Source organism: Microcoleus sp. Pol11C2, from assembly GCF_036701505.1.
Taxonomy (GTDB): domain Bacteria; phylum Cyanobacteriota; class Cyanobacteriia; order Cyanobacteriales; family Microcoleaceae; genus Microcoleus.
The window spans coordinates 147,403-165,923 of sequence record NZ_JAUBQX010000002.1 but is presented as its reverse complement, the minus strand read 5'-3'; the positions used below and the strand labels follow the sequence as shown (position 1 = coordinate 165,923).

Here is an 18,521-nt window from a genome sequence, read left to right as displayed (position 1 = left end):
GGAATGTTTTCTATAACCTCTAATCCGAATCTATCCGAGTACGAAATCGATATTCACTTCCAAATCAGGAAAGGCGAGCGACGCAACTTGTTGACCCCGCCAAAATTTTTGGATTAAACTGTAACCATTAGGAGTTGGCTGGCGGTAAACTTCTAAACATTGTGCCTCTATATCTACTAGCCAGACTTCTGGAATGAGCGATCGAGCGTAAATCAGAACTTTCACATCTCGATCGTAATCAACCGTGCTATCGGATACTTCTACCAACAGCAAAACTTCTGAGGGTAGTGGATGTGCTGTTGAATAGTAATCAGCCCGGGGTTGCAGCAATACTACATCAGGTTGAGGTTCGGTGCGCTCGCTCAACTGGATGGGGTTTTGCACATCCAGAAAAGCCCGGTTACTGGGAATTTCGCTGAACAGTCCGATGAATCGTCTTACACAGGAAGCATGACGAGTTCCAATTGCTGCCATTTGTACAATTTCTCCTTCTATCAGTTCTACCCGCTCGCCCTCGGAAAGAATACCAGCTTTGCCCATTAAATGATATTCTTCTACGCTCAACAACCTTTTGAGTAATTGCACTGCCATAACCTACCGCGCTACTAATTGTTATTTCAATTGTAGTCGATATGCCAAAGAAGAAGTTATGGTCATGAGTAGTTGGTAATGTCAACAGTCAACCGTCAACAGTCAACCGTCAACAGACTGATAAAGCTTTTCCACCATTTGAGCCAAGCGTTTCATTGCAGTTTCAATCTCATCATTTGTTGCAGTCAAACTGATGCGTAAACACTCATGTTTGTGCTGCCAATCTTCCCGCAAACCAGGAAAGAAAGAACTTCCGGGTACGACAATTACGCCGACTTTTTTCAACTCTTGATACAGTTCCCAATCAGTCATTGGCAAATCTTTCAGCCACAACCACGCGAAAATTGCTCCTTCGCCCCGGTGCAAAAACCACGGCAAATCTTTCGGCATTGCTTGTTCTAGAGTGCTTTCTACGATCGCAAATTTGCTTTGATAGTACGGTCGAATTACGTTGATGGAAATATCGGCAAGAGCGCCGGAAGCAATGGCACGAGTGGCGATCGCCTGTCCGTATCTCGGCGAATGAATGCACATATTGGTCTGAAAACATTCTAATACTTGAATGAGTTTTTCATCGCCGATAGCAATTCCGATTCTTTCACCCGGTAATCCGGCTTTCGACAAACTCATACAGTGCACGATATTGCCGCCAAAAATCGGCGTCATTTCGGTAAAATTCAAGGACGGGAAGGGAGGGCCGTAGGCAGAATCCACGAACACCGGCGCGTCGAAAGCGGCCGCTAAATCGGCAATTTTCTTAACTTCGTCGTCGCTGAGAACGTTGCCGGTGGGGTTGCAGGGACGGGAAAAAATGACGCAACCGGTGGTTTGGTCGATCGACAGTTGGCTGAAATCCGGGCGGTATTTGAACCTGTGGGCGGCTGCATCAATGTCGAGGGTGGGTTTGCAGGCGACTACCGCTTCGGGAATCAAGCTAACGCCGCCGTAACCCGTGTAGTCTGGGCTCAGCGGTAAAACAATATTTTTAAGCTGTTTGCTGGTAGTGTAGCCACCGAAAGCGTTGGCTGCGTAGAAGTAAATCGATTGACTTCCGGGAGTAATTAGGATATTGCGATCGGTCAAATTCAGTCCGTAACGCTGGTTAAAATCCGCCAATACCGCATTGATAAACGGCTGATAACCTTGACTGGAACCGTAGCGACAAACCACCTCGCCGTATTCCGGGCTCGCCAAAAGTTCCGCAGTGCAGTCGCGCCACAACTGCTCGACTTCCGGCAAAATAACCGGGTTTCCGGCGCTCAAATTGATAAACTCCTGCCCGCTGCCGGCTCTAAGAGTTTCAATAATATCTTTCATAATTGCCCGAACTCCCGTGAGGTGGGACATCTGAGCGCCAAATTGAGTCAGGGCAGGGTTCATAGCAAATGCAGCGACAATGATAGAAGTTTACAGTTTACCCATAATAACTCCAGTCGCAGGCGTTAGCCTAGCTTATCTGGGGCATGGGTTGTCGATCGAGCATCTGACTAATTCAATAAACGGCGTTGCTGATTTGAGGGATGAAAAGAATTTGGCATGATGTCCTCTCCCCTTGTAGAGACGCGAAATTTCGCGTCTCTACATTCGTGTTGGGTTGTGGGATTTCATACGTCGATTCAGCAACGCCAATTGAGTTCGTTGGCGTTGACACTTTCGGTTATAAATTCTTGCATTAATTTAATCCTTTGTGAATTTTTAGCCGCCGCTGACGGGGGGAATCAATACCACTTCATCGCCATTTTGTAAAGTGATATCGGGCTCGACAAATTCGAGATTAATGCCGAAGCGGGTCAAGTCGCGCCAGCGAGCGAGTTCTGGATGCTGGGCGATCAGGCGATCGCGCACGGCGGCGACTCTGGGGTTCCCGTGGGAAATTCTAATACCAGTTCCGGCACGCCACAAGCTTCTTGATAGGCAGCAAATAACTTGACGCTGACAGTGAGTGAAGGTTCAGACATAAGAAATTAGGAAAATACATTACAAATTATACGATTATTATTAACTTTATTAATAATGTTATAAAATAGCTGTAAGTCATTTTTTTATACGATCTCCAACTATGCAAACCCCTAATTCAATCGCGATTTCTGGATACGAGATTCAAGAAAAAATCTACGACGGAGCAAAAACTCAAGTTTATCGAGCGGTTTCTTTATCAGAGCAAAAACCTGTCATTATCAAACTGCTCAAAGCTGAGTATCCCAGTTTTTCGGAACTAGTGCGGTTCCGGAATCAGTACGCTATTACTAAAAATCTCGAACTACCAGGAATTATCAAACCCTTGTGCTTGGAAAATTACCGCAATGGGTTAGCCTTGGTGATGGAAGATACGGGCGGGGTGGCCCTGACAGAGTATCGCGATCGCCAGCCGCCTCTAGATGAATTTTTCAAAATCGCGATCGGGATCGCTCGTACCCTAGAAGGACTTTATCTTAACCGGATTATTCATAAAGATATTAAACCTCATAATATCATCATTAACCCGCAAACAAAGCAAGTATTCTTGATTGACTTCAGCATTGCCTCTCTTTTACCCAGAGAAAACCAAGAGATTCAAAGCCCGAACGTGCTAGAAGGGACGCTCGCTTATATGTCACCGGAACAGACGGGTCGCATGAATCGGGCGATCGACTACCGCACGGATTTCTATTCTCTTGGAGTCACTTTCTACGAATTACTAACGGGAAAACTCCCTTTCCATTCTAACGATCCGATGGAATTAGTCCACTGCCACATTGCCCGGAAACCCACGCCCCCAATCAAAGTGAATCCAGCCATTCCCCAAATGGTGAATGACATTATTGTCAAATTGATGGCAAAAACGGCTGAAAACAGATATCAAAGTGCCTTGGGACTCAGACACGATTTAGAAAATTGTTGGCAGCAATGGCAATCTAACGGCAGTATTAACCAGTTTCCTTTAGGACAGCGAGACATTAGCGATCGCTTCTTCATTCCTGAAAAACTCTATGGGAGAGAAGCCGAAGTCGCCGCCCTATTAGCCGCTTTTGACCGCGTAGGGGGGTTGGATGCTAATCCTGCCATAAAACAGACAACCTCACAAGAAAAATCCCTCCGCCAAGGAACCACTGAAATGATGCTAGTGGCTGGCTTTTCGGGGATTGGTAAAACGGCCGTGGTTCAGGAAGTCCACAAACCCATTGTGCAGCAGAGGGGCTACTTTATAACGGGAAAATTTGACCAATTTAAGCGCAATATTCCCTTCTCGGCATTTGTGCAAGCATTCCGAGATTTGATGCGACAATTGCTAAATGAAAGTGCCGCCCAAGTGACTCAATGGCAAGCCAAAATTCTCGAAGCGGTCGGTGAAAATGGGCGGGTTATCGTCGATGTCATCCCAGAAGTCGAATTAATTATTGGCAAGCAGCTTCCCGTCACAGAACTTTCCTCAACGGCGGCTCAAAATCGCTTCAATCTACTCCTGGGCAAGTTTATTCGAGTCTTTACTCAAGCCGAACATCCCTTAGTTATCTTCCTCGATGACTTGCAATGGGCCGATTCTGCTTCGTTGAATTTAATCCAATTACTGATGAGCGATACAGATAGTAAGTATCTGTTACTTATTGGAGCCTATCGCGATAACGAAGTTAGCCCCGCTCATCCCCTGATGCTGAGCTTAGAGGAAATTCGCAAAACTAATGCGACAATCAATCAAATTACCCTCGCTCCTCTCGCTCTACCCTCCCTAAATCGCTTGATTGCCGACACGTTGAGTTGTCCCCTGGAAGTAGCAGTCCCTCTGACGGAACAGGTGCTTCAAAAAACCAAAGGCAATCCCTTCTTTACCAATCAATTCCTCAAATCTCTGCACGAAGATGGCCTAATTTCATTTGACTTCGATCGCGGGTATTGGCAGTGCAATATCGCCGAGGTAAAAGCGCTGGCTGTAACGGATGATGTAGTTGAGTTTATGGCACTTCAATTGCAAAAGCTGCCGGTTAATACGCGGGAAGTCTTGAAACTAGCCGCTTGTGTCGGCAGTCAATTTGATTTAGCGACCCTAGCACTGGTGTCCGAGAAATCCCTCTCGGAAACAGCGGTTGAGCTGTGGAGGGCGTTGCAGGAAGGGTTAGTGCTGCCAATCAGCGAAGTTTACAAATTTTTTACCAATCAAGAGGAACTGGCGACTGGGGATTGGGGACTGGGGAAAGAGAATAATTCCCCATCCCCCATCCCTAATACCCCATTACCAAAGTATAAATTTCTCCACGATCGCGTTCAGCAAGCGGCTTATTTTCTGATTCCCTCCGATCGGAAACAGTCAACTCACCTAAAAATTGGCAAATTGCTATTAAGCAATACGCCGGCTGAACAACGGGAAGATAATATTTTTGAAATTGTCAATCAATTGAATGTGGGAGTGAGCTTAATTCGCGCTCGCACCGAGCGGGATGAACTCGCTCAGTTAAATCTAATCGCTGCCGAGAAAGCCAGAGATTCTACTGCCTATGCCGCTGCAATTGGGTATTTGAATATTGGGCTGGAACTTCTTGCAGATTCTAGCTGGCAAACGCAATACGAGCTAACCTTAGCGCTATCTGTGGCAGCGGTAGAGGCAAACTATCTAGGCGGGAACTTTGATGAGATGGAACGCTTAGCAGATGAGGTGTTGCAACAAGCGATCAAACTGCTAGATAAGGTGAAGGTTTATGAGGTTAAAATCCAAGCTTGTACAACCCAGAACAAGCTCAAAGAAGCGATAAAAATAGCGCTGCAAGTTCTAAAGTTATTGAGCGTAGGCTTTCCAGAATCGCCGAACCCGTCAGACATTCATTTGGGACTGGGAGAAACCCTGTCAAATTTGACCGGGAAACGCATTGAGGATTTAAAAGATTTGCCGGACATGACGGATGCTGACAATAAAGCAGCCATGTCTATTTTAGCCAGTGTGATTTCGGCTGCCTATCAAGCGGTGCCGGAATTGATGCCGCTGATTGTATTTAAACAGGTTAATTTATCGATTCAATATGGCAATGTGGCTGAGTCTTCCTTTGCGTATGCCTGTTACGGGCTAATTATGTGTGCGATTGTTGGAGATATTGAGGCCGGTTTTCAATTCGGTCAACTTGCTTTAAGTGTGGCGGGTAGAAGCGATGCAAAAAAATTTAAAGCGAAGACCTTGTTTGCGGTAAATGGCAATATCATCCATTGGAAACAGCATTTTAGAGAAACCTTAAATCCTTTGCGATCAGCCTACTATAGCGGACTGGAAACGGGAGATTTAGAATTTGCGGGCTTAGCCGCTCACAAACTCTGCCACCATTTGTATTTCACTGGCAAAAATTTGGGCGAGCTCGAACAGGAAATGGCAATTTTTAGTGATTTTATTGCTAAAATTAAGCAAAAAACAGCTCTTAATTATCATCGTATTTTCTGGCAAGCTGTTTCGAGTTTAATGGGTAAATCTCAAGAGCCTTGGCGTTTAATGGGTGAAATTTATGATGAGGAAACTGGACTGCTCCTTCATCAAAAAGAAAATGATGTCACGGCATTGTGCTATTTATATTTTAATAAGATGATTCTCTGCTCTCTGTTTGGCGAGTCGCGCCAAGCTGTGGAAAATGCAGCCAAGGCAGAAAGTTATTTAGGCGGCGTAACGGGGACGATATTTGTGCCTCTATTCTATTTTTACGATTCTTTAGCTCGGCTGGCGGTGTTTTCTGAAATCCCAGCGAGCGAGCGAACGATTTTGCTCGATCGCGTGACAGCGAATCAGGAAAAAATGAAAAACTGGGCGAATTATGCCCCGATGAATTATTTGCATAAATTTGAGCTGGTGCAGGCAGAATTAAGTCGGGTGCAAGGGTTTTATGGGGAAGTGATAGACGCTTACGATCGCGCGATAGCCCTCGCCAAAAAATACGAATACATCCAAGAAGAAGCCCTGGCAAACGAACTCGCTGCTAAACTTTATCTGGACTGGGGCAAAGATAAAATCGCTGCTGTCTATATGATAGAAGCTTACTACGCTTATGCTCGCTGGGGTGCGAAAGCTAAAGTTGAAGACTTGGAAAAACGCTATCCTCAATTACTGGTTCCCATCCTATCTCGCGAAAATATCAGCCTCAATTCCAGCAGCGCCGCGACGATTGCTCAGATTACAAATGGAACGGTGACTCACACGAGTACAAGTGTTTCCGCCATTCTAGATATGTCGTCGGTGATTAAAGCTTCTCAAGCTGTCTCTGGGGTTCTCGAAATTGAGCAGTTGCTCTCAACCTTGATGCAGTTAGTGCTGGAGAATTCTGGGGCGGAAAAAGCCGCGATTATTTTACTCAAGGCTGAGAATTTGGAGCTCGCCGCGATCGCCCTCAGCAACACTTCCCAAAAAACGGTGCTGCGCTCGCTTCCCTTCGGCGACAGTCAGGAAATTCCACAGGCTCCTATAAACTATGTTTGGCGCACTCAATCAACTCTGTTACTTGAGGATGCTACGGATGACAAAAACTTTGGGGCCGATCCTTATATTATCCAATCCCAAATTAAAAGTTTATTGTGTACTCCCCTCGTCAATCAAGGCAAACTCGTCGGGATTCTTTACTTGGAAAATAATCTGACGACGGGAGCTTTTACGCGCGATCGCCTGGAAGTCTTAAATATTCTCACTTCTCAAGCCGCCATCTCCCTAGAAAATGCCACTCTTTACCAGGATTTGCAAGTCTCTAACAACGCTTTACAGGAATTTATTCAAAAACTTCAAGAAGCACAACTCCAAGTCGTTCAAAGCGAAAAAATGTCGAGTCTCGGTCAACTAGCTGCTGGGGTGGCTCACGAAATTAATAATCCTATTGGCTTTATCTCGGGTAATATAGTCTACGCCGGAGAATATCTTCAAAGCCTGCTCGAACACTTGCACCTTTATCAGCAGCAATTTCCCGAACCGGGGGAGGAAATTTCCCGCCATGCAGAAGATATTCAGTTAGAGTATCTGATTGACGATTTCTCGCAAATTCTTTCAGCGATGAAAGAGGGAACCGATCGCATCCGCCAGATTAGCGCGTCGATGAGAACATTCTCGCGATCGGATTCGACTCATAAAGTCACTTTCAACCTGCATGAAGGGATCGATAGCACGTTGATGATTTTGAAACACCGGCTCAAAGCCAACGAAAAACGCCCCGACATTAAAATTATCAAAGAATACGGGGATTTGCCCATTGTCAACTGCTATCCCGGACAACTCACTCAGGTGTTTATGAATATTCTTGCTAATTCCATTGATGCGCTAGAAGAGTATAACGTAGGATGGTCTTTTGAGGAAATTAAAGCCAATCCCAATACAATTATTATTCACACTGAGATGGATTTCAAGAAAAATTGGGTGGTGATTCGGATTAAAGATAATGGCCCTGGCATTCCATCGTCAGTGCGACAGCGTTTATTTGAACCTTTCTTTACGACAAAAGTCGTGGGGAAAGGAACGGGTTTGGGGTTGTCAATTTCGCATTCTATTGTGGTAGAAAAACATGGCGGGACTTTGGAGTGTTTGTCGGAAAAAGGCCAGGGGACAGAATTTGCGATCGCGATTCCCCTAAAATAGCGCATCTAATTTGTAGAGGCGAGTCTACAGAGAGACGCGAAATTTCGCGTCCCTCCCACGGATTGGGCATCAGGCCAAATTCTTGTCATCCCTAAAATCAGCAACGCTCTTCTCGGGGCGTTGCTGATTTTAGGGATGATAACTGCGGTCAAGGGATGTTTTGGTTACCCGATTTGCCTCGTTTGAGCGCGATTGAAATGATACGATGGATAGGGAACCGGAACATCCCAAAACTTAAGATAATGAATTACTAACCTTATTGAATGTTTGAGCATTTCTTCCGACTTAGAATAGCACAGTGTCTTGCGATGAACTCTCGCTTGCGTAATGTCGTAGCCGCGTATTTTTGCCCTCTACTCTGGTCATGTAAGTTTTACAGATGATTTGGTCTCCATCTGGAATAAACATGGGATAAACAGGCCATCCATCTGTGACATAAAAATAACATTTCCAGTTACTAACTAATTCCCCCAATGGTCTAAAAGTTGCTGAACTATGGTCGCCCAGTACCCATCCCAAAATCCCGGGTTGAAAGTGATTTACCGCTGTCCAAACCCAAATTTTGTTTTTTTCGACCCAACAAATGTTTCTAGTTCATCAAGTTATACAACTTCGGGATTTGTCTCTGGTTCGTAAGCATCAGGGAGCAATTCTCCTACTTGCTTGACCCACTTTATAATGCTGGTATGATGTACTCCTTTAATCCTCTCAATTGCTCGAAAACCCAGACCATTGACATACATTTTGAGACATTCACGTTTCACCTCTTCAGAATAACCTTTATCAGGTTGATAACAATCTATAAATTGTCGGCCACAACCGACACCAATATAATTCTGTTTACCTTTTTCAGGACCATTTTTATTAACATGAGTTGACTGACATTCAGGACATTGCATAAGCTCTGCATTTTTTGAAGTGTTATTTTTTGGCGCTCGCACTATAAATTTATCATACCCTACTTCAGCAACGCCGATTTCACGCCGTCGCGCCAGATGAATTGCCGACACTTGACAACAACCATTGGGAGAACCTAAAATTAGCCGTAGAATCCGATCGCAACAGAATTTTGGCTCTGGTTACTGCTATAATTGGAGGTTTAATCCAGCCTCAAGAATCAGATTTGTTGCTAGCTCATCTTCATGATTCGCGGTTTGTTGACAGCGGTGCATTTAATCATCAATCCAACTAAAGCCCAGATACCTCGTAAGGTCGCCCTTTGAGTGGCGTTACATAACAAACACGTAAATTCCAACCCCAATTAACTGCCGTAAAATTTAACACAACAATGACACACTTTCCACTTATAGAATACGACCAACTTACAGATCCTAAAGCCAAAGCAGTGTACGAAGAAATCTTGACAGACTTGGGGTTTGGCATCGTCCCCAACCTGTTCAAGTCAATGGCAATCAACCCTGACATATTAGAAGCAAATTGGAAAAAATTCCGGGGAACCATCCTGCAAGGAGACTTACCCCGCACGCTTAAAGAAATGGTCGGCGTCGCTATTTCCCAATCAAATAATAGCGAGTACGCTCTCCAAGTTCACCTGCACGGATTGTCAGCCTTGGGGATGAGCGAAGAACTACTGCGAACCCTAGTTTCTGACTTTGCCAACTGCCCTTTGCCAAAACGTGATAAAGCCGTAATTACCTTTGGCTTGCTGGCGGCTACAAAACCCCTGGAAATGACAGAGACTGATTACCAAAATCTGCGGGATTTAGGACTTGATGATTCAGAAATTTTTGAGATTATTGCGACAGCAGACTTGTTTAGCTTTGTCAACCGATATACCGATTCTATAGCCCTCGAAATAGATGCTTTGTAATCTATATTGTATACCCCTATTATGGGCGATCGGCTAGAAGATCAAGATCGAGAAGAACTTCTGTTGACAGCCCGCCGTTTGTTAGCAGAAGCTCAAGCGCTTTCCATCCGCATTTCCGCTGTCAACGAAGTTGCCACTGCCATTAACCGCACCCTCGATCTCAACCAGATTTTGCGGGTACTAGGCAAGCAAGCCAAATGGTTGCTAGACTTTGAACACTGTAGCGTTTGCCTGCACAGCACTAACACTTGCATGACCTTATTTGGCCGGCATATCCCTGTAGATATTGGAGCCCTCCCAGAGGGCGGCCCTATTCACAAGGCTTTCACAACACGTCAACCTCAATTAATTCAAGAAGCGGGTGCTACTGCTATTTTATCCCCCTACGCTTCGCAAATTATCCTTCCTTTGGAAAGCGAAGGTAAGGTTTTAGGGACAATTAATTTTGCCACAACCAAGCCACGAGCTTACACTCAAGAAGATTTACGAATTGGCTATCTTTTGGCTTTGCAACTATCCTCAGCCATCCGCAATGCTGAACGTTTTAAAGAGATAAATAGGCTCTATTCCGATCTCGATGCCGAAAAGCACAAATCTGATCAGCTACTGTTGAACGTGCTCCCGGTTGAAATTGCCGAGGAACTTAAAAATAACGGCAAAGTGGAACCACTTTATTATGATAACGTATCGGTTTTATTTACTGATTTTAAAGGCTTTACTCAGTTATCGGAAAAAATGACGCCGCGAGAGTTGGTTGACGAACTAGATTATTGTTTTTCTTATTTCGATCGCGTGATGGATAAATACTCTATGGAAAAATTGAAAACTATTGGCGACAGCTATATGTGCGCGGCGGGAATTCCTACCCCTCGCACAACACACGCCTTTGACGCTGTACTTGCTGCGATAGAAATTCGACAGTTCATGGCTCTGCGAAAAATACAGAAAGCTCAACAAAATATCCCTTATTGGGATATCCGAATTGGCATTCATTCAGGCCCAATACTTGCTGGGGTAATTGGCAATAAAAAGTTTTCCTATGATGTCTGGGGAGATACAGTTAATACTGCATCTCGGATGGAATCTTCCGGCGTACCTGGAAATATCAATATTTCTCATGCAACCTTTGAATTAGTTAGAGATTTTTTTGAATGCGAATACCGAGGAAAAATTTATGCTAAAAATAAGGGCGAATTGGATATGTATTTGGTTCGCCATCTTAAATAAATTTGGGAAGGGCTAATTGCTAATGGAGGATGGGTAAGCGAGCCGTTATTCTATTTTAGATTTTAGATTTTAGAATTGGGAATTGGGAATTACTGATTACTAAGCTGAGGCGCATCTAAATTTGACAATTAAATTCGAGTAAATTCTTGTGGGGTGGCCGTCCCGCCCGCCCAAAAATATAATTTAGATTAGATGCGTAGCAGCTTACGACGGTTTGGATCACTGGCTTACAGTTGCAGTTTTTTTTAACTGGTGTTAGATATGCAAATAAAACTCAACTATGAACTGAGAATATATCGCTCAAAGTTCTTTTTTCATAGTTCGGTATTGTATCGCAGTGCGCCAAACTATATTAAAATGATCGAGTTGTATATTTTATTTTTAAATTATTTATGAGTATTTGGCAAGCCGATTTTTACCGCCGCCCTCTCCAAGACGAAACTGGAAAACCACTGTGGGAACTCTTAATTTGCGACTCGGAAGGCAGTTTTCAATTTAGCGCTGTTTGCCACCAGGGGGACGCAAATTCTAATTGGCTAGCTTCGCAGTTGCAGCAGCAAGCTCAAACCCAAAATTTGCCTGAATTGATTCAAGTATTTAGGCCTCAGTCTCTGGGCTTAATCGAAGCTGCGGGCAAAGTTTTGGGCGTCAAGGTGGAAGCGACTCGGCGCACTGCGGCTCTGAAATTGCTGCTGCAACAACGCGCCAAAGAATATTCGAGTATGCCTAATTATACAGGTGAAACTTACAGTGCGATCGCCCTCGACTCGCCGCCGCCCGTGCCTTTACCCGAAAACCTCTGGGGCGATGGCTGGCGTTTTGCTTCCCTACCCGCCGGCGACATTGAAGATGCTTTTCAAGGTCGTCCCCTGCCAATTTTGGAAATGCCAGAATTGCTGTTACCGCTGAATTTGGGCTTGGCCTCAACAGTACCGATACCGGGAGTGGTGATTGACGGCGGACGCCAGTCTATGCGGTTGGCTAGATGGCTTCAGGATGCCAAACCTTTTGCTTTGAATTATATCGCTGGAGAACCAGACGGATTGATATTGGAAGCTGGGTTAGTAGATAGGTGGGTTGTGGCTACTTTTGAAGATAGCGAGGTGAAAGCCGCGGCCCACATTTACCAACAGCGCAAGCAATTAAGTAAAGGATTACATTTTTTGTTAGTGCAGCCCGATGATAGTGGCATGACTTATACAGGCTTTTGGCTGTTGAATTTTGAGCGATAATAAGATGTAAATAATATTATTTGTGATGTCGAGGGTTCGCGCGCCTAAAAATAGTAAAACACCGCCGGAACTCAGTTCCCGCCGATACAGACTCAAGCATAAATTTTAAAACAGCTTCTTGAGTTAGCAAGAGATTGTGCTGCAAATTTATTCTACAACTAAAATCAATCCGTTTTGGATGCCCTGACAAACTCGGTTGATGTGACACTGGTCTTTTTCGTTCAGACCTTTCTGGGCTAGCATGGCTGATTTCAGCAGCCGTCTGTCAAGGGGGGTAATTTGACGAAAAGCAAAGATGCGCTGGACGATCGCCTCGATCGAGATTTTGGGGAGGTTAGCAGAGCTGACTGTCATGGTCTTAACACGCTAAAAATAAGTAACAGAACTATGTACCTTTATTTTTAAAGATTTTGTGAAGGTACTTTGTGACTATGATCACATATATTTAGTGACAAAATAGTGTATGTGGGGTGACTGTTGTCACGAAATCTTCAATTATCTTTACCCCAACTTAACGATGGCCCGATAGAATCACTGTGGTAAAACTCCAGCAGAGGGTAAAAATGGCACAAGCAAAAATCGGAATTATCGGCGGCAGCGGTTTGTATAAAATGGAGGCCCTCAAAGATATTAAAGAGGTGAAAATTGATACACCTTTTGGAGCGCCATCGGATGCCGCAATTGTGGGAACATTGGACGGTACGCCAGTAGCATTTCTGGCTAGACACGGCCGCAACCACACTTTTTTGCCCTCAGAAGTGCCGTATCGCGCAAATATTTATGCAATGAAGAGTTTGGGAGTTGAGTATTTAATCTCAGCGTCGGCGGTTGGTTCTCTTAAAGCTGAGGCGAAACCTTTAGATATGGTAGTGCCCGATCAATTTATCGATCGTACAAAAAATCGAGTTTCTACCTTTTTTGGAGAAGGAATAGTCGGTCACATCACATTCGGCGATCCGGTTTGCGGCGAATTGGCTAAAGTATTGGCAAGTGCGATCGAATCCTTGAACCTGCCCGACGTTACCCTGCACCGGGGCGGCACCTACGTCTGCATGGAAGGCCCCGCATTTTCCACAAAAGCAGAATCCCACCTTTACCGCAGTTGGGGGGCGACAGTCATCGGGATGACAAATTTGCCGGAAGCAAAATTAGCCAGAGAAGCAGAAATTGCCTACGCAACTTTAGCATTAGTAACAGACTACGACTGCTGGCACGAGGATCACGACAGCGTAACTGTAGAAATGGTAGTTGCAAACTTGCACCGCAATGCAGCAAATGCCCAAAAAGCCATTCAAGAAACAGTACGGAGGTTAACAGAAAATCCCCCCGTTTCCGAGTCGCATTCAGCTTTGAAATATGCAATTCTGACTCGGCTGGATCAAGTGCCGGCAGCAACTAAGGAGAAAATGGGTTTGTTGTTGCAGAAATATTTGTAAAACGAACCGCGAAGACGCAAAGAGCGCGAAGGAAAAACGGCATCCCTTCTTTCTCTTCCTTCGCGTCCTTAGCGTCTTCGCGGTTCATTTAATCTTACGACCTATTCGTTATCCTATAGTTGAGGATTATTTCTGAAGGATTAATTTATCAACTGCTTGAATGCGTCGTGTTCGCGAATCTTCTCCAAATCTGCTTCACTTTTTGCCAACTCTTTACATACATTCGGATTGAGATTGAGGGCGCGCTTTAAATTTTCAATTGCTAATTCAATTTTACCTTGTAGGGCATAACATCGGGCTTTATTATACCAAATTCTGTAAAAGTCAGGCCGGATTTTAGCAGCATTGTCGTAGGAAGCGATCGCAGCTTCGTATTTTTGCAATTTGGAGAGTGCAACGCCTCGATTGTTCCAAGCGTCAGTATAATCATTTTTAATTTGTAGGGCTTGATTGTAAGAAATTACTGCTTGTTCGTATTCCTGCATTTTGGAAAAAGCAACGCCTCGGTTGTTCCAAGCATCGGCGTAATCGGGTTTGGCTTGAATTGCTTGTTCGTAACAGCCGATCGCCTCCTGGTAGTTCTGCAACTCCAACAATACCACGCCTCGATTGTTCCAAGCATCGGGATAATTGGGGCGAAGGGTAGTAGCTTGTTCGTAAGAGGCGATCGCCTCTGGATACCGCTGCATTCTCGTGAGCACTACTCCTCGGTTATTCCAAGTATCGGCTAAATCCGGCTGAATTTGCAGGGCCTGATCGTAAGCTGCGATCGCCTCTTGATAACGGTTTTCAAAGAAACAAGCATCTCCCTGTTTAGCATAGTCGCCGGCAGTCAATAACTTTTGGTAATTGCCATAGTTAACCGGAGCAAATTCTTGAATTTGGGCATCGGGGAATAAAAGGTCTGTTTCTGCCTCGGCCGAGTGACTTTGCTGTTGAATTTCGCCTAAGATAGTTTCAGCGTCCGAAATTAATAGTTTTAATTGAGAGATTGTATCGTAATGGAGACTTTCTATTTCTTGGCGGGCAATTGTGGTCTGCTTGGACAATTTGCTCAACAGAAACCAAACCCCGACTCCGGCTGCTGTCGGAAATAAAGTTAGGGCAATTATCAGCCCGTTCAGCAGTACCGCCGTGCGCCCGAAAGCAATGTCAACTTCTTCTTGAACTCGATCGCGAATTTCTTCTTTAAGTTGCTGCTGTGGGAATTCCTGCTGAATTAACAGTGCCGGCCTCGGTTCAGAGGCAGAAACGCTACTGGCGCAGACTAGAATAGTTGAAAGGGCGATCGGGCTAATACTTTTTCTAAAGATACTTGACAAACGCATTGCCTTAGTGATACGCACCTGAGTTGCGATTTCCATGTGTCAAGAGATGCTGATAACGATGATCCCAGACTAGCCCATTTGTTCATAAACTATTAAATACAGGATATCTGTTGTGCAGTCCCCTCCGATCAAATTGCTGACGCAAGAATTGTTAGACGAAGTTGCCGCTTCCTCCCGGCGCAGTCCCCGCCAGCGACAAAACTACAATTTCCACGATTTGTCTGAAAAAGTGCAGCGGTTTGTCAACGTGTTGCAACCAGGCACTTACGTCCGCCCTCACCAACACCTCCGCCCGCCTGCAGTTAACGGTTTTGAGTTTTTTGTGGTGATTCAAGGAGAAGTTGGTATTGTTATTTTGAACGAAAACGGTCAAATCCTGCGCTCCTTGCGAGTCAGCGCTGCCGGCCCGACTCGCGCTGTCGAACTGCCAGAGGGCACTATTCACACGTTAGTAGCTTTGACACAGGATACTGTGATTTTGGAGTTTAAGGAAGGGCCTTACGACGTGGGGGCTGATAAAGACTTTTTGGCAAGTTTTCCTGCGGAGGGAACTGCGGCGGCGCGAGAATTAGTCCTGGTTTGGGAAGCGGAATTTAACACTTGACTAATGAGTGATGATTGTTAACTGTTGACTGTTGACTGTTAAAAATCTAAAATCTAAAATCTAAAATCTAAAATCGATGGGCTGATTACTTATTACTGATGAATCTAATTGTTGTCATCCGATTGTATAAATCCGGGGCGGTGCGAATGATTTTTCTCAGAAGTTCATCCGTCACCCAAAAGACGAGGGGAAAGGAAAATTTTTTGCTGAATTCGCTGCATAGTAGGTTGGTAGAAACGAGCAATCGATCGATCGTCTCCACTGATTCCAAACCGAGGAGCATTAAAGCTGGAGGCTGTTCCCCGTCTATTTCTGCTGCGATTGTCCTGTAGAGAGTTGTCGCCGATTTGGGCAAAAACAGTTGCTGCGGTTTCACGGGACAATTTACTTGTAGCCGATCGACTATTTGCTGCCGCAAAGCGAGCGAGTTGCAGTTGACTAAAACGAAAGAAAAGTAACCTTGGGAAAGACGGAGCGTCCGAATTAAAGTGGATAACGACCGCTCGTTATATTTAGCTGCATCGTCTTTAGGTGTATTTTCTGAGCTTTGCTCGACCAACATAAATTGCATATTTTTTATCTAGTTTTAGAGATTTTCTAGATTAAATGATATTTCTAAAGAAAATGTGAAGATCGGAAATTTATTTTTCCTTTAAAAACATTTGGGTTAATATACCACGGTTTTAAATTAATATCAATAGTCCGATCGAAATAGTCCGATCGACAGATTTGGCTTGAACCACTCAAAAAGCACCGGCTACGGCACAACACAATTATAGCCACGGCAGAAGGAAGAAGCATATTTTGCAAGGGTTTCAGCAACTAATAACGTTCTAAATATCTGGCACAATTGCTAGATAAAATGTAATTTAAAATACCAAAAAATCACCGGAAATTCTCAGCCAGCGGCAAAGTAAACCAAAAACTTGCCCCAGCACCGGGAGTGCTAATTACCCCTATTTGGCCGCCGTGAGCATCAATAATTTGGCGACAAAGATATAGACCCAAACCCAAACCGACGGAGTTTCGGGATTGATCACCCCTAACGTAAAGGTCAAAAAGATGTTCGCACTGTTCCGGCAATATTCCCGCCCCGTCATCTTCCACGGTACAGTAAATCATCCTACTTCCGGGATTGGGGATTGGAGATTGGGGATTGGTAATGGGGGATTGTGGATTGGTAATCGGTAATTTGTCGATGTCTTGTTTTGCTGTTCTTTGATTTATAGTTGATTTCCCCGCCTTGATTACTTGAGCCGAAACTGTTAAATTCAGTCCGGGAAGATTGTGTTTCAAAGCATTAGCAATTAAATTAGATAACACACGCCACAACTGAGTTTTGTCCGCATTCACGGCTGGCAAATCATCCGGCACTAAATTTTTAAAAGTAGCTTTACCCTCCTTCATTAAAGGCTCCAAATCGGTCGCAGCAGCTTGAACTATCGCCCTCAAATTAACGGCATCGCAGTGCAGAACCAAACCCCGCAATTCCCCGGCGTGAACTTCCAACAGCGAATTTATCAACCGCAATTGCTGCTCGCTACCTTGAATCATCCGCTCCAAAATAGAACGGGGAATTGCGATCGAATCCCCAGGTTTCGTCTGCCAATTTTTCAGCACCATTAACATTCCCGCCACCGGGTTTCGCAAGTCGTGAGAAAGAGCGTGGATAAACATCCGCAGCGATTCTTGTGCCTGTTTGCGCTGCGTGATATCCTCAATTAAACCCTCATAATAAAGCACGGCGCCGCTGCTGTCCCGTACCGCCCGCGCCTTCTCAGAAATCCAGACAATACTGCGGTCTGAGCGGTAAATTTTAGATTCAAAATCCGATACTGTGCCAGTTTCCTCGATCGCTCGCAAAAACTCATTTCTGCGAGCCGGATCGACATACAACTGTCGCTCGATATCAGTAAACTTTGCCGTCACTTCTTCCGGGGAATCGCAGCCGTAAATCCGCGCCAAAGCTGGATTTGCAGTAATATAACGGCCATCGGGAGTGCTTTGAAAAATCCCCTCGCCCGCATTCTCAAAAATGCTGCGGTACTTCGCCTCCGCCGCCTCCAACTGCTGGTAAGCAGATTCCAACTCACGCCTGGTACTAAACTCTTTCCGTTGCAGACATTCGTACCAATAAACCGACAAATCGCAAATCAAACAAATCCAAAACAAATATAAGTACAACCCGGTCAACTTAAAAGGAGTATACTTAGCAAAACTTAGATTTAAAACCAAATTTATCCCGACGTGGCAACACAAAACGCCGAGTTGAGAAATCAGGTGGAGGCGCCAGCGGACGGGGATCAGCGTAGCTTGGATCAGAAACGCTAAAATCCACGTAAAAATTGGTAATTCCCCGGCTTGTGCGACAGCTAGCCCAAGCTGTACAACCACCGTCAGCGACCACGAAAAAGCCAAAAATAGCAAACCGGGATAACGCTGTCCGAAGGAGGTTTTTTGCAACACAAAACAGGTCAACAAACCCAATTCAACAGCAGCGCTCGTGTACAAATAAACACTTTTAAACTCCTGGCGAGCGAAGAATCTTTCGCCTAGAAAATAGACCGTTATTGTGAAGGCAAAAAAGATTGCAATTCCGACAGCAGGGCGCAGCCGCTCTCGGAGGAAGCGATCGCGCCACACCTCGTAAACCGTTAATGCCTGAACTGATTTTGCATTGCCCAAATAGTTCATACCATTTTAGATTTTAG

13 protein-coding genes and 2 pseudogenes are annotated in these 18,521 nt (G+C 44.8%); 7 read left to right on the top strand and 8 right to left on the bottom strand.

Features of this window, described 5'->3' with window-relative positions:
* Window positions 1-30: 30 nt before the first annotated feature.
* On the bottom strand, window positions 31-591 hold the full coding sequence (locus tag QUA42_RS02220; protein WP_333134708.1) for a Uma2 family endonuclease: 561 nt from the start codon (window positions 589-591) through the stop codon (window positions 31-33).
* Between the two features lie 102 nt (window positions 592-693).
* The gene (locus QUA42_RS02215) at window positions 694-1,971 is read right to left on the bottom strand and encodes a valine--pyruvate transaminase (protein WP_333134706.1); all 1,278 of its coding nucleotides are present in this window, start codon (window positions 1,969-1,971) and stop codon (window positions 694-696) included.
* 16 nt (window positions 1,972-1,987) lie between these two features.
* On the opposite strand from QUA42_RS02215, the gene QUA42_RS02210 reads away from it, so the two are divergent.
* Window positions 1,988-2,131, top strand: a complete 144-nt coding sequence (locus QUA42_RS02210) for a hypothetical protein (protein WP_333134704.1) — start codon at window positions 1,988-1,990, stop codon at window positions 2,129-2,131.
* A gap of 155 nt (window positions 2,132-2,286) precedes the next feature.
* Here the strand turns inward: QUA42_RS02210 and QUA42_RS02205 are convergent.
* A pseudogene (locus QUA42_RS02205) lies at window positions 2,287-2,549 on the bottom strand (MoaD/ThiS family protein).
* Window positions 2,550-2,650: 101 nt separating this feature from the next.
* Here QUA42_RS02205 and QUA42_RS02200 point away from each other — a divergent pair.
* Window positions 2,651-8,152 (top strand): AAA family ATPase, encoded by a 5,502-nt coding sequence (locus tag QUA42_RS02200; RefSeq protein ID WP_333134702.1) that lies wholly within the window; start codon window positions 2,651-2,653, stop codon window positions 8,150-8,152.
* A gap of 164 nt (window positions 8,153-8,316) precedes the next feature.
* Here QUA42_RS02200 and QUA42_RS02195 read toward each other — a convergent pair.
* Window positions 8,317-9,051, bottom strand: a pseudogene (locus QUA42_RS02195) (IS1 family transposase).
* A 389-nt stretch (window positions 9,052-9,440) separates the two neighbouring features.
* Here QUA42_RS02195 and QUA42_RS02190 point away from each other — a divergent pair.
* The 3 genes from QUA42_RS02190 (at window position 9,441) to QUA42_RS02180 (ending at window position 12,442) form a co-directional block, all read left to right on the top strand.
* Window positions 9,441-9,983 carry a peroxidase-related enzyme gene (locus QUA42_RS02190; protein ID WP_333134700.1) on the top strand — a complete coding sequence of 181 codons (543 nt, stop codon included), beginning with the start codon at window positions 9,441-9,443 and terminating at the stop codon, window positions 9,981-9,983.
* Between the two features lie 6 nt (window positions 9,984-9,989).
* On the top strand, window positions 9,990-11,210 hold the full coding sequence (locus QUA42_RS02185; RefSeq protein WP_333134698.1) for an adenylate/guanylate cyclase domain-containing protein: 1,221 nt from the start codon (window positions 9,990-9,992) through the stop codon (window positions 11,208-11,210).
* 392 nt (window positions 11,211-11,602) lie between these two features.
* Window positions 11,603-12,442 carry a Tab2/Atab2 family RNA-binding protein gene (locus QUA42_RS02180; protein ID WP_333134696.1) on the top strand — a complete coding sequence of 280 codons (840 nt, stop codon included), beginning with the start codon at window positions 11,603-11,605 and terminating at the stop codon, window positions 12,440-12,442.
* Between the two features lie 147 nt (window positions 12,443-12,589).
* On the opposite strand, the gene QUA42_RS02175 is transcribed toward QUA42_RS02180, so the two are convergent.
* Window positions 12,590-12,796: a hypothetical protein gene (locus tag QUA42_RS02175; RefSeq protein WP_333069727.1), complete on the bottom strand. Its 207-nt coding sequence runs from the start codon at window positions 12,794-12,796 to the stop codon at window positions 12,590-12,592.
* Window positions 12,797-13,005: 209 nt separating this feature from the next.
* Between QUA42_RS02175 and QUA42_RS02170 the strand changes: the two genes are divergently transcribed.
* On the top strand, window positions 13,006-13,878 hold the full coding sequence (locus tag QUA42_RS02170; protein ID WP_333134694.1) for an S-methyl-5'-thioadenosine phosphorylase: 873 nt from the start codon (window positions 13,006-13,008) through the stop codon (window positions 13,876-13,878).
* 140 nt (window positions 13,879-14,018) lie between these two features.
* Here the strand turns inward: QUA42_RS02170 and QUA42_RS02165 are convergent, their stop codons facing one another.
* Window positions 14,019-15,242 carry a tetratricopeptide repeat protein gene (locus tag QUA42_RS02165; protein WP_333134692.1) on the bottom strand — a complete coding sequence of 408 codons (1,224 nt, stop codon included), beginning with the start codon at window positions 15,240-15,242 and terminating at the stop codon, window positions 14,019-14,021.
* Window positions 15,243-15,318: 76 nt separating this feature from the next.
* Between QUA42_RS02165 and QUA42_RS02160 the strand changes: the two genes are divergently transcribed.
* Entirely contained in the window at window positions 15,319-15,810 is a 492-nt protein-coding gene (locus tag QUA42_RS02160; RefSeq protein ID WP_333134690.1) for a WbuC family cupin fold metalloprotein, read from the top strand.
* An 85-nt stretch (window positions 15,811-15,895) separates the two neighbouring features.
* Here the strand turns inward: QUA42_RS02160 and QUA42_RS02155 are convergent, their stop codons facing one another.
* Window positions 15,896-16,381 carry a hypothetical protein gene (locus tag QUA42_RS02155; protein ID WP_333134688.1) on the bottom strand — a complete coding sequence of 162 codons (486 nt, stop codon included), beginning with the start codon at window positions 16,379-16,381 and terminating at the stop codon, window positions 15,896-15,898.
* Between the two features lie 314 nt (window positions 16,382-16,695).
* Window positions 16,696-18,504 (bottom strand): PAS domain-containing sensor histidine kinase, encoded by a 1,809-nt coding sequence (locus tag QUA42_RS02150; RefSeq protein ID WP_333134686.1) that lies wholly within the window; start codon window positions 18,502-18,504, stop codon window positions 16,696-16,698.
* Window positions 18,505-18,521 lie beyond the last annotated feature (17 nt).

Coding starts and splice junctions, on each gene's coding strand:
- QUA42_RS02165 (WP_333134692.1), bottom strand. CDS start 15,242: ATGGAAATCGCAACTCAGGTGCGTATCACTAAGGCAATGCGTTTGTCA.
- QUA42_RS02190 (WP_333134700.1), top strand. CDS start 9,441: ATGACACACTTTCCACTTATAGAATACGACCAACTTACAGATCCTAAA.
- QUA42_RS02170 (WP_333134694.1), top strand. CDS start 13,006: ATGGCACAAGCAAAAATCGGAATTATCGGCGGCAGCGGTTTGTATAAA.
- QUA42_RS02150 (WP_333134686.1), bottom strand. CDS start 18,504: ATGAACTATTTGGGCAATGCAAAATCAGTTCAGGCATTAACGGTTTAC.
- QUA42_RS02220 (WP_333134708.1), bottom strand. CDS start 591: ATGGCAGTGCAATTACTCAAAAGGTTGTTGAGCGTAGAAGAATATCAT.
- QUA42_RS02175 (WP_333069727.1), bottom strand. CDS start 12,796: ATGACAGTCAGCTCTGCTAACCTCCCCAAAATCTCGATCGAGGCGATC.
- QUA42_RS02155 (WP_333134688.1), bottom strand. CDS start 16,381: ATGCAATTTATGTTGGTCGAGCAAAGCTCAGAAAATACACCTAAAGAC.
- QUA42_RS02180 (WP_333134696.1), top strand. CDS start 11,603: ATGAGTATTTGGCAAGCCGATTTTTACCGCCGCCCTCTCCAAGACGAA.
- QUA42_RS02210 (WP_333134704.1), top strand. CDS start 1,988: ATGATAGAAGTTTACAGTTTACCCATAATAACTCCAGTCGCAGGCGTT.
- QUA42_RS02215 (WP_333134706.1), bottom strand. CDS start 1,971: ATGAACCCTGCCCTGACTCAATTTGGCGCTCAGATGTCCCACCTCACG.
- QUA42_RS02200 (WP_333134702.1), top strand. CDS start 2,651: ATGCAAACCCCTAATTCAATCGCGATTTCTGGATACGAGATTCAAGAA.